Source organism: Ruminococcus sp. RTP21359st1_H3_RTP21359_211015, from assembly GCF_040909065.1.
GTDB lineage: Bacteria > Bacillota > Clostridia > Oscillospirales > Ruminococcaceae > Hominimerdicola > Hominimerdicola aceti.
On sequence record NZ_JBDGDD010000051.1, the window covers coordinates 1 to 11,504 of the forward strand.

Below are 11,504 nucleotides of genomic sequence, written 5' to 3' on the forward strand. Positions count from 1 at the left end.
ATAGTCCGCTTTGTGAAAATATCGGACTTTTCAAGGAGCTTTGTCTTATCATAGCTCTTTTCCAGTCCTGCGACAAGATTATACGAAACATCTTCCGCAAAGTAACGCTTGTTGGTCTGAGAGTGGATAAGCCCGAACTTCTTATAAAAATCATCGTATGCCACATTCAGCTTTGCCTGTAAGTCTTTAATGACAGCATCGGGCTTGTCAAGCTCCATCGCTTCGATCAGCTCACGGGTGAGGTCACGAAGCTCAATAAACGCCTTAAAACGCTTGTGCTGCGCTGTTCCCTTATCGAAACGGAACTCGCAGGCGGCGTTATTTTTCTTGAAGAAAACTTGATCGTCAGACATAAAAAAGCTGTAATTACGCAGATTAGACGGAATCTGAACCTGAACGCCGTCAGCGGTCTTAGCATACACATCTCTGCCACGCTCATGACTGATCTCCGCCGAGAGCTTTCCGACAGCTTCATGAAGTGCCGATTTCAGGTCAAAGCCGTCCTCGGCGACAACCATTGTACCGCTGCCGTAGAGCTTGTTGCCCTCGACCACAGTGCCAAGCACCATATCGGGGTGCTGTTCAAAATACTTGTTTATTGGCAGACCGTCAGCAGTTTCACCGATGTGTACCCAATCGGGAATATCGGACATTTCGGCAAGTGACTTGCCTTCATGCTTCTTCAAAAAGATAATATCCGTGGTGACTTCCGTGCCTGCATTATCCTTGAAAGCTCCGTTTTTACCGCCCGGAAGTCTGATTGCACCGATGAAGTCAGCCTTGTCAGCCAACATCTGCCTTGTAGTCTCGTCTCGCTTGTCAAGTGTGCCTGCCGAGGTCACGAATGCCATGATACCGCCGTCTTTGAGCTTTGAGAGAGCTTCTGCAAAAAAATAGTCATGAAGTTTGGTAGTATCATGGACAGTATCACGGAAACCAAGCTCACCGAACGGAACATTACCGACAGCTACATCAAAGCTTCCGTTCTGAAAACGGTTCTTTTCAAAGCCCTGAATCGCAATATCCGCATCGGGATAGAGTGCCTGAGCGATTCTGCCCGATAAGCTGTCGATCTCAACGCCGTAGAGCTGAGAGTGTGCCTGCATATCTTCGGGCATACGTCCGAAAAAGTTTCCGATACCCATTGCAGGCTCTAATACGTTGCCGCCCTCAAAGCCGAAATTGGCGAGAGCTTCGTAGATGCCGTCTATAACCGTGGGGCTTGTATAAAATGCATCATTTACCGTTGAACGTGCCTGAGCATATTCCTGTGGAGTCAGCAGCTCGGAAAGCTCCTTATACTCTGCGGCCCACTTCTCGTCATTCTTATCAAAAGCCTTAGCCAAAGCACCCCAACCGACATATTTCGACAAGGTTTCCTTTTCCTCAGCCGTTGCAGGACGCTTTTCCGCTTCAAGTGTTTTCAGCGTTCTGATCGCATCGACATTTGCACGGAATTTCGTCTTAGCACCGCCCTCACCGAGGGTATCATCGGTAATAGTGAAATTATCGCCCTTATCCGGTGCAGGAGCTTCGACCTCACCCTTTTCAGGCGTAATAACCATATATTCACCACTGCGGATAAACTCATCAGTAAGGAAGGTCACACGGGAGATAAGTCTCGGCGCATCTTCAAGCGCCGTATCAGTCAGCGTGATAAATCCATCCATATCAAGGCTTTCGACCTTGTACTCCTTGCCCCTGTATTCAAGATAGTCACCGACAGAAAGCTCAGGAGCAGTCTTTTCGGGTGCAAGCTCATGCTCTTTATCAACATGAACTGTCTGCTCACGCTCCAGACTATCAATGAAATGAAAGCTCATCAGCATATCGCCGTTGTCGAGCCGAGAAGTCAGCTCACCGCCATCAAAAGCCCAGTTTTTCGCACGGTCGAAATCCATGTGAAGGTCTTTGCCCATAGGTTCACCGTTTTCATCGAGTTTTCTGGAAGTAAAATCAACGGTGCTTACACCCGTGACGATTCTGCGTTCTCCGATACACTCAGGACGGAGATGATCGGTGATCTCAAACATCATTCCCGGCTTGATAGCCTTTTTGAGCTGAGAGAGATTCTTGACCGTCGGAATCTCAGGCTTTTCCGCTTCAGGATTAACCGCTGGCTTAGACTTCACAGGTGCAGACTGCGCTTTTTCAGGTTCAGCCTTGCCGATATATTCATAAAGACCGCTGTTAAGGAGCTTATCATAGGAGATATTCTCCGTGATAGCAAAGCCGCCGCCGTCACGCTGAACTGTGCAATCGTCCGTATAGAACGGCAGCGCACCTGTCAGCGAAATAACCTCAGAAACCTCGCCAGTAATTTTGTGACTAAATCGGTCTCCAACCTCGACGGTATGGGGAGACTGTTTCTCAGCGGACTGCTCTGCTTTGAGCGCCGCCCTCTCTGCTTTCTGTTCGGCAGAAAGGTATGTATCGTCCCTGAGCCGTGATTCGGTCATTGTCGCAACATTATACCACGAATGACGGAATTTCTCGCCATTCTCAAAGGAGAACGTCAGCCCCTTGCTGTCATAATCGACGAGCGAGATTTTCCCCTCACCGCTATGACCGCCCGTGCCGTACTCCTTTTTCAGAAAATCGGCTAACTGCTGTACAGTCGGGTGCTGTTCCTCATAGAAGTCCTGCACACGGAGCTTACCGTGAACAAAGCCTGTACCACGGTCGATCTCAGCGGCCAATGCTTCATAGACCTGAACACCGTCCACCACCGGACCTTTGGCAAACTCAGACTTTGGCTTTTCGGGCGCAGGCTTAGAAGCGGTCAGCGGTTCGGAATCACCGAACAAAGAGAGCTGTTCGCCCTGTGCTTCGGGCATTTCCCAAAACGGAACATCGGCATTTTCGTTACGCTGAATTTCGTCAATGACTGCTGCGTCCGTAAAGAGAGGACGGTCAATGTCCTCAGTCTCCGCAGTTGGAGTTTCCACCGCAGGAACATCATCGACCGCCATAACACCCAGCTCATAGGCAAGTCCGTCAAGCTCTGCCTTGTGGTCTGCATAGGTGTCGATAGAGATAACACCCTCAGCATTGTCTACGATAACCGTAGCACCGAGGGAAAGTGCCTTGTCCTTGATCTCGTCAAGGCTCTCGGCATCGCCCTTGTATTTTAGCGTAACAGACGGCACATCTTCCGCAGGAGAAGAAGTATCGGAAACATCGGCGGCATCGCTCATAAGCTCAACCGTCTGTTCGTCCTTGCCTGTGTGACGCTCGATCACTTCATCAGGAACGGAAACGAGGTCACTGAAATCAAGGTCAGTCAGACCGTTCTCGATCATATCCTCGATACTATCAAACTGCTCTGTATCGAATACCTCGCCGTCAAATTCGTGAGTGATCTTGAAGTCGATAAGGTCAGCCGTCACCTGAATGGGCAGCTCATCGTCCGTCAGTGTGGTAAACGCAAGACCGACATTGTGCAGATCATCAAAATCAGCACCTTCACGGTATTCCGCTTCGCAAAAATCATTGATAAGCCATTTTGCCTTATCAAGCGGAGTTTCAAAAGTACGCTGGAAGTCCATGATCTCCACGGACTTGTCGGGATTATGTTTAAGCATCGCTGTACGCAGGAGTGCAGGAAATGTTGTCAGCTCACGGTACGGCTCGATCTCCATTTTATCGCCACGGTTATAGATACCGCAGACAGGTTCGCCGCCGTAAAACAGTTCACCGACCTTATCACCGTCAGCGATAGCCAGTTTCCATGTACCACGCTCTGTTTCCGCAGATTCGCAGTCTGTTCCGAAGAACTTGTCAACGACCTGCTGTAAGGTCTGGAGCTTTTCGGCTTCACGCTTCGGAGGGTTCAGCTCAAAAGCCTGTTCGATCAGAACGGTATATCCTGCTTCACGGAGCTTTGCGGAGTATTCGTCCTTGACATGATCGGGAAAACCAACCATAGGCTGCCCATTTTTGGAGAGCATACGCAGTCCGAGGACTTCTGCACCGACCTCCGCATTTTTGCCGTACATCTCGTAAAAGTCACCGACTTTTCGCAGAGAGACTGGTCCTTTATCCTCCGGCTCTGCCTGTTCAGGAGCTTCGACCGCAGGCTTTTCAGCCTTTGAGATGATCTCAAAGCCCTTTTCCTCCATATCCTGCTGCCAGCCGTCATACGCAAGCACATCGGAAGTGCCGAGCAGAATACCGCCGTAATCGGGAGCGTCAAGGTCTTTCATCTTGATACGGTCAGTGCTGATCTCCTCAACCTCACGACGAGCGCCGTCATACATTATAATATCACCGACCGCAAGATCGGACACCTTTGCAGTTTCGGGCTTCTCCTGCACAAGCTCCTTTTCACGGAAGAACTCAGGCATTTCCGTAAAGCCAAAGCTGTCACAGAAATATGCAGTATCCTTGCCGTCAACTGAAATGACAATAACATCGGAAACAGACAAAGAATGACCTCTGAAATCTTCGGGTTGTTTGGTGTTAAACTGCGTATAGAGTGCTTCAAGAGTTGCATTGCCCCTGAACTCTCCGACTTCACCCTCATAGACAAGCTCATAATCATCGTGATTGAGCTGTACGCCGTTCTTTTTGAGCTGTTCCATATCCTCAAAGCGGACACCGTGATACTTCTCACCGCCTGGGAGCTGATAGATCTGAAACTTACCCTGTGCCTTTTCCACATCATCATAGGTGCGGATCGGGTGATGTGCCTTGAAATCATCGAAGATACGCTGTTCCTCAGCGGTCAGCTCAGAGTGAGCTTCAAGGAAAGGAACGAAAATGTCAAGCATTCTCTGTGCTCTTTCCTTATACTCCGGCTGATTGAACGGGTGCTGTGTATAGCCGAGGATACCCTCATTATATGTGCGGATATGGTCGATTAGCGATCCGCCGCCCGTGCCTTTGCCGTCACCAATGTCAAAGCGTCCGTCATAATTGAACTCCTCGCCATTGATAACAGCGGTAATGCTGAAATCGGTCTTTTTATACCAGCCTGCTTTCAGCTCAGGGATATTACGCTCCGAGTGCTGTTTCTCATCGAGGTATTCAAGGACAGCATTGCCGAGAGCAAAACTGCAATCGGGGTGTGCAAGGGCAAAATCGTGAACGATGTCACTTTCGCTAACCCATTCATCACCCTTATCCTTGCCGAAATGGAAAGAGAGACTATCCGGCTTCTTTTCGGGTGTTTCTGCATCAAAGCTCACATGATACTTTTCCTTTGCGATGATCGCAAAAGCCTTTTCGGTCTGCGCTTCATCACCGAGAATATCATAGAGTGCCTTTTTAATACGGTTGAGCTTCGGGATATTATCGCCGTTCTCCCAACCGTGCAGAGCTGCACCGTCAAACGCTGTCAGAAGGTCAGAGATATTTTCATCGGAAATATCGGGGATAGCATCGAGCATATCATCACGAACCCACCAGAAAGCAAGATCATTGAACTCCTCATGGGTGCGGTCAATGAAAGCCTGTCCGATCTCCTCAAAGGAAACGAAACGCTCCATACCGCTGAAACTGCACTTGAAACCGTCCTCAGTCCTCTCCGTATGCAGGGAGTGGCGGAGGTTTTCAGCATAATAATAGGTACGGTCTGAGATCTCACCCTGTTCAAAGATAAACTCAATATCTGCGGCCCCACTGCCCTCTAAAAGTCCGAGAGCAAGCTCACGGCGAATATCCTCACCGTCATGGTAACGCTGGGCAAGGTCATAAAGCGCTGGCTCGGAAAGATGATAACCGAAAGCCGCCTTATCGCTGGGCTTATGCTTATCAAGATAACCGCTGTCAAACAGCGGATACGCCATATCCTCCCACTCATCAGAAGAAAGAGTGCGCTACGCAAGGAATTTCGCAAGGTCAGCCTTCGGGAACAGCACTTCTTCCTCAGTCAGAACTCTGCTTGCATTCTCACGGTCAATAACTGCCTGCTTATGGGCAGTCAGAAAGTCAGCTACATCGGATTCCTGCAAAGCGTTATGCAGAATCTCGTCATACGCCTGAATATCCTCAGCCGTGAAAGTCTCGTCAATGCTGTCGATCTGACCTCTCGTCACATCACCGACAAACATAGCGGTAATAGCCGCCCTTTGTCCATCGGAGAAATCGTGCTGAGAAAAGAAGTCAGAAAGCTCAATACTGCGATCAAAACTCGACTTTGCTTCAAGCATATCATGGAGCTTGGAGTGTTCGCCGTAACGCTCCGAAAGAGCTTGTGACAGATACGCATTAACAAGAGAGAGCATTTCACCGAACTGTGCTTCATCGTATCTGCTGTCAAAGAAATCAGCAAGGTCAAGCTGCATATCCTCAACGGCAAGACGATGAACTACGGGCGAAAGAGCGATATTCTGCTCCATAGGCAGTCCGAGGTCAGCCATTTTGCGGAGCATATTCGTCTCACGGACAGCGTTCTCCAAAGCCCTGTGAAATGCAGGAGCGTTCTCTTTATCCACCGCAAAAGCGACCTTGCCGTCACGGACAACAGCATGATAGCTCACGCTTGTCTCCAAAAACGGCTTGACTTCCTTGAACTGCTCAGGTGTGAGTTTGCTCATATAATAATGAGTATCACGGTTCGCACGATAGTCACGGTTGCCGACTTCCTGCGCCTTATCGGGACTTGCGAACTGCTTACGCATATTCACAACTTCGTCCCTGATGTTGCGGACTGCAAAGAGGTCAGCGTGAGAAACCGTCAGCGTACCCTTACCGGACGGATAGACTCTGCCCGAAAACTGCATACCACGCTTTGCCATGATCTCAGCCATTTTCAGGACTAAATCACGGTCAGCGGAGAGGTACTCCTTCTGCGGGATATAACGATACTCTGTTGAACCGAAGATGTTTTTTTCGGGCGGAGAATATGGTCTGTTTGATTTGTTCGGTAGAAGATCGGGAGTGCCTGCAATCTGCCTGAACCACTCCACATCTTTATCATTGATCGCCATAATGACGGAATTATCACGGGCATAGGCATAGTAGTTAATGCCCGAATCATCAAGCTGTTCCTGCAATCTTTCAAAATCCGCAGTCTGAATCGTCACAAGGCTCTTGTCTCTGTTATCTGTTGCCTTGTGCCACATTTCGTTGCCGTATCTTTGCATATCTGTCTGCTGAACCTCCTTTTTGTCAGTCTCATGTTCTACTGCTTTTGGGATACCACGAAGCATATCATTCCAGTCTTTATATGTATCGGGAGTGATAACACGCTTCATGTCAGGATACTGCTCCTGCAAACGCTGGGCAAAATCATTGCCTGCGGTATCGTTATCGGAGCATAAAAATACATTCTCAGGGGAGATATTATGACGGAGCATCGTGTCAAGAACGATATTAGGCTTCACGCCCATCATGGAAACAAGCCTGCAATTATCAAGCTCCTGATCGTGCATTTGCAGATAGGAGAGCATATCTATTGCCGACTCAAAGAAAAAAGCCTTTTCGCCCGTGCCGCGTACTACCTCAAAGCCGTGACCGCCAGCCGAACTTGTTGCAATGCCTTTGAATTTATGCTCCGTTGATGTGCCGACCTTTTCAGCACCAATGACTTTTCCGTCTGTACCGAAATATTTGAAAAGCACATTGCCTGTCTTTTCTTCCTGAGAGATAGTGCCTTTCTTCACAAGTGCGGAAAGCATATCATAGTCAAGCCCTCTGGTCTTGCACAGATATGCAAACACGCGCCTGCTATTATCAGCTTCGGCAAGGGAAAGCTCCCTTGCCGTTTGCTGAACAGGTTTCGATTCGTATGTGCGGGACGGAGTATAGGTGCGGTCAATGTGTTCACCGGTCAGAGCTTCAACTGCATCTATAAAGGACATATCCATGTATTCACGGAGAAAGCCGATATTGTCGCCGCCCTTGTTTTCTCTGAACCTGAACCATTGACCACGCTCACCCGGACCGTTATCCTTGATGTGCAGGCTATCGTGATCCTTCCACACATACTCTCTGCCGACTTTTTTCAGGTCAAAGCCGTGAGACATGAGAAACTTAGGAAGATTGACGAGGTTCGCCTTTTCTTTCTGTTCGTCAGTAATTCTCATCTATTATTCCAACCCCTGATTATTTCTCTTTTTGGGTGTCTGCTGTCTCTGCTGAGGTTTCTGCTGTCCTCGACCGCTGATACGCTGGGCATCTCTCTGCATTTTGCCACGGGAAAAGAAAGCTCTTTTAGAATCCTTCTTTGCGACCGTGACCGCAGATTTCTCTCCGCCGAACACCGCAGAATGCTCCACGCCCTTAGCTGTCAGCTCTGCCGACTTCTTACGAGCCTGCCCCTCGTCCATACGACGAGTGAAACGCTCCTGTTTCGGGAGTGCCTTGAAAAGCTCAGAATTTACAAGCTCAACGGCTCTTTCACCCTTGACATCACTCTCGATCTGCTTATATGCCTGAGCGTTTTCCTTAGAAACGGTAATTGCTACCGTATCATTCTTGCGTACTACCGCAGAATAAGGGGTATTCTGTTTTTGCAGTTCTCCTGCAATTTTCCTTGCGGTATCAATCGGCTCAACACGGGTGTGTCTCTGCTCTTTGGAAAGAGAAGCATAGTATTCGGGATTGACAGTCTCATACCTGCCTTTCTCACCCTTACCGGCGTTCTCCTTTGCAGCTTCGGTATGTGCGATCTTTCTGATAGAAGCATACATCACATCATTCAGCACAGGAACGTCCTGCTTGGAAACGGTAATGCCGACCTTATCCTCGCACTTAGTAGCAGCGGAGAACTTTACTCCTGCCGACATTAGAGCCGACATGACCTCTGCCGCCTGAACCTCTGTCATGGTCTCCACATGACGGTCATTTCGGGGCAATTCCTTGTAATAATCAGGGTTCACCTTGAAACCGCCGTCATCTGTAAAAACGGCATCACCCTTATCAAGCATATCCGACAGCCAGCTATCTACCTCGACTTCTTCGTGCATATTGAGAAGCTCAAGCTGACTTTTCATTTTTGCAAGCTCCTCAACAGCGTTATCCCTCATTTCCGGCGGAACAAAGGGGTTTTCTGCAAGGCTCTCCATAGACTTAATACCCTCAGAAAGCTCTGCCTTTGCCTTGTCTATGTCCGCTTTAGAGCCGTTGTTGATGATACCGTCGATCATGTTGTAATCATCTTCAAGCTGCATCTCCACATTGACAAGGGGCTGAATATTGAACTGATCTGCAAGTTCAGCGACCTTAGAACGGTCAAGAGTTTCGACCTCCTGCGCCGCCTGAACAGCAGTCTCAGCAAGTGTCGGCATATCCATAGTGCCTTTCTGAACCATTTCACCGAGCTTATCTCCGGTCAGCTTCATAGAAGCATCAAGCTGATCGTTGGTCTGCTCCTCATAGTGCGTTTCAGGACGGGCGAGCTTCATGATCTTATCATCAAGTTCTGAAATACGCTCATTCACATCTTTGAGCTGTTCGGAGAGATTATACTTGTCAACAACACTTGTTGCAGGATCATTATAGGTATCAAGGATTCTCTGCTTTTTCGCTTCAAGTGTTGCTTTCTTATCGCTCAGGCAATCAACAGTCGCACCGTTCAGCCGTGTCAAAGCATCGGCAAAGGCTTCACGGCGTTCCTTATTAAAGCCGATAGAAAAGCTCTTGATCGTGTCATTCAGAGCAATCACACGATTGAGCTTGTGTTCTATACGGTCACGCTTTGCGGTAAATTTGTCGATCTTCTTCCACGCTTGGTCGATCTTCTGCTGTCGCTCAGGAATCTTCTCCTCACGGATAGCCTGAATACGCTTCTCGTTATTGGCGATAACAGCACCGATACCCGGCAGATTGCCGATAGTAGCTTTCAGCATACGGTTGGTATCTTCAAGCTTATCAGCCTTTGCACTGAGGGCTTCAATATTTGCCTTGTTGCGGTCGATCTTATCAGTTTGATTGGCGATTTTTTCATCAAGAGAGTCGATACGGCTCTGATGATGTTCCGCCTTTGCGTTAAGTAGAGGAAGAAGTTTTCCCGGATTCTGAACGCTGTTCTCGTCCTGCTGCTGGTCCAGAGACTGAGCCTGCTTTCTCCTCAGTTCTTCCGCATCGACCGCAGGCTGGTCGGCGGTTCTCTTATCGTCATTATCCTGTACGGGCATAGGCTACCTCACTTTCTGCGCTTGATGAAGATGATAATCCTCTTCATGGTCTGAACTTCCTTTCTTTTTCTTCGGTCTGAATGATACGCTCCTGTTCGCTCTGCTGTCTGCGGTGAGCGATTTCAGCCAAGTGTTGATGTCTTTCTCTTGAAAAGTGCGAATGACTGTTACGGCGAAAATAATCGTCAAACAGCTCACTCAAAGTCGGAACTGTATCCGCTGCACTCTGTTCAGGGACAGAAGGAGCTTTCGCTTTTTCCTTGATTTTCTCATGCTCCTGAATATCCGACATCGTTCTGCCGTTCACGGAGATCACACGGTCAAGCTCACGCTGAAGCGTGGGAGTATCGCAGAGCCAAAAATCCACATAGGTCTTGCAGAGTGCAAGCCGAACCTCATCGGGACGGTTTTTCAATGCTCCGATTGTTGTGTTCAATAGCTCTGCAACTTCTCCTAAGAGACGATAATAACCGTCAGGCTCTCCGCAGACTTGCAGTTCACGTAGCAAGGCTCCATAATCGCCGGACTGCGCCTTTGCGATGATCTCCTCGACCTGTTCCTTGTAACTGCCGTCATAGGTCAGCACCATTTCGTTTTCACCGTATCGGGCTGAAAAAGGAATACCGCTTTTGTCGAGTGCTACGCATATCTCCTGCGCCTTATCCGTATCAATGCGGATAAACTCCTTGTTGGCAATAGAAGTAATATCTATGCCTGCGATATATGAAAACTCTGTCACGGTGCGATCATCTCCCTGATGTGGTCGATCAGGTCGGTGTTTGTGCTGTCGGCATCGTACTCCATTGTGTACGCACCGCAGATATTCTCCTGAATACGGCGAGGGAGTGACCTCAGCTCACGCACCGGAACAGCGATCAGCTTTGCAACATTGCCAAGATCTGAAACTGCAAGTGCCTTGTTCACAAGGTCATAGAAACGCTCTGTTTGCGAGCTGTCCATCATGTACTCATAAACGATAGTCTGCTGCGTATCGTAATCAAGGCTGCGGAGTGTCACAAGCAAAATGCCAGTTGATTTTGCAACCTCATCAAGCCCGATATATACCGAGCCTTTCTGCCACAGATCGTCCAGTGCTTCAAAGACTATCTTTTTGTCCTCGTCATTTCTGATAGCAACAGTTTCAAAAACTGCCGTCATACTGTTTTTGATCTCATCGTTCATAGCGGAAATGCTGTCCTCGGAGACACCGAGGATCTTTGCGACTTCCGCAAGCTGGTTGTTGTTCATAAAGAACACTCCTTTCTGGATTCAGCCCTGCAAGCGATTGACTTTTTCGGGGCGGTTTGTTATAATAGAGTAAATAAGTGATTAGGCGACTGCCCTTCAAATCGGAATTTAACGCACATCTAAAAAACGAGAATTCATAGAAACGTAGCCATAAAATGGTGATGAAAGGACGTA

At 48.5% G+C, this 11,504-nt stretch carries 4 protein-coding genes and 1 pseudogene; all 5 read right to left on the reverse strand.

Annotated elements, in window-relative coordinates:
* The coding region (locus AB5Z01_RS13100; RefSeq protein ID WP_368365595.1) for a YodL domain-containing protein at positions 1–5,789 on the reverse strand (5,789 nt) is incomplete at its 3' end.
* A 30-nt stretch (positions 5,790–5,819) separates the two neighbouring features.
* Positions 5,820–8,030 carry a toprim domain-containing protein gene (locus AB5Z01_RS13105; RefSeq protein WP_368365596.1) on the reverse strand — a complete coding sequence of 737 codons (2,211 nt, stop codon included), beginning with the start codon at positions 8,028–8,030 and terminating at the stop codon, positions 5,820–5,822.
* Between the two features lie 3 nt (positions 8,031–8,033).
* A pseudogene (locus AB5Z01_RS13110) lies at positions 8,034–9,134 on the reverse strand (DUF4316 domain-containing protein); the annotation flags it as partial.
* 991 nt (positions 9,135–10,125) lie between these two features.
* On the reverse strand, positions 10,126–10,821 hold the full coding sequence (locus AB5Z01_RS13115; RefSeq protein WP_272112032.1) for a hypothetical protein: 696 nt from the start codon (positions 10,819–10,821) through the stop codon (positions 10,126–10,128).
* Positions 10,818–11,330: a hypothetical protein gene (locus AB5Z01_RS13120; protein ID WP_272112031.1), complete on the reverse strand. Its 513-nt coding sequence runs from the start codon at positions 11,328–11,330 to the stop codon at positions 10,818–10,820. The genes AB5Z01_RS13115 and AB5Z01_RS13120 overlap by 4 nt, the downstream gene beginning before the upstream one ends.
* Positions 11,331–11,504: the final 174 nt, after the last annotated feature.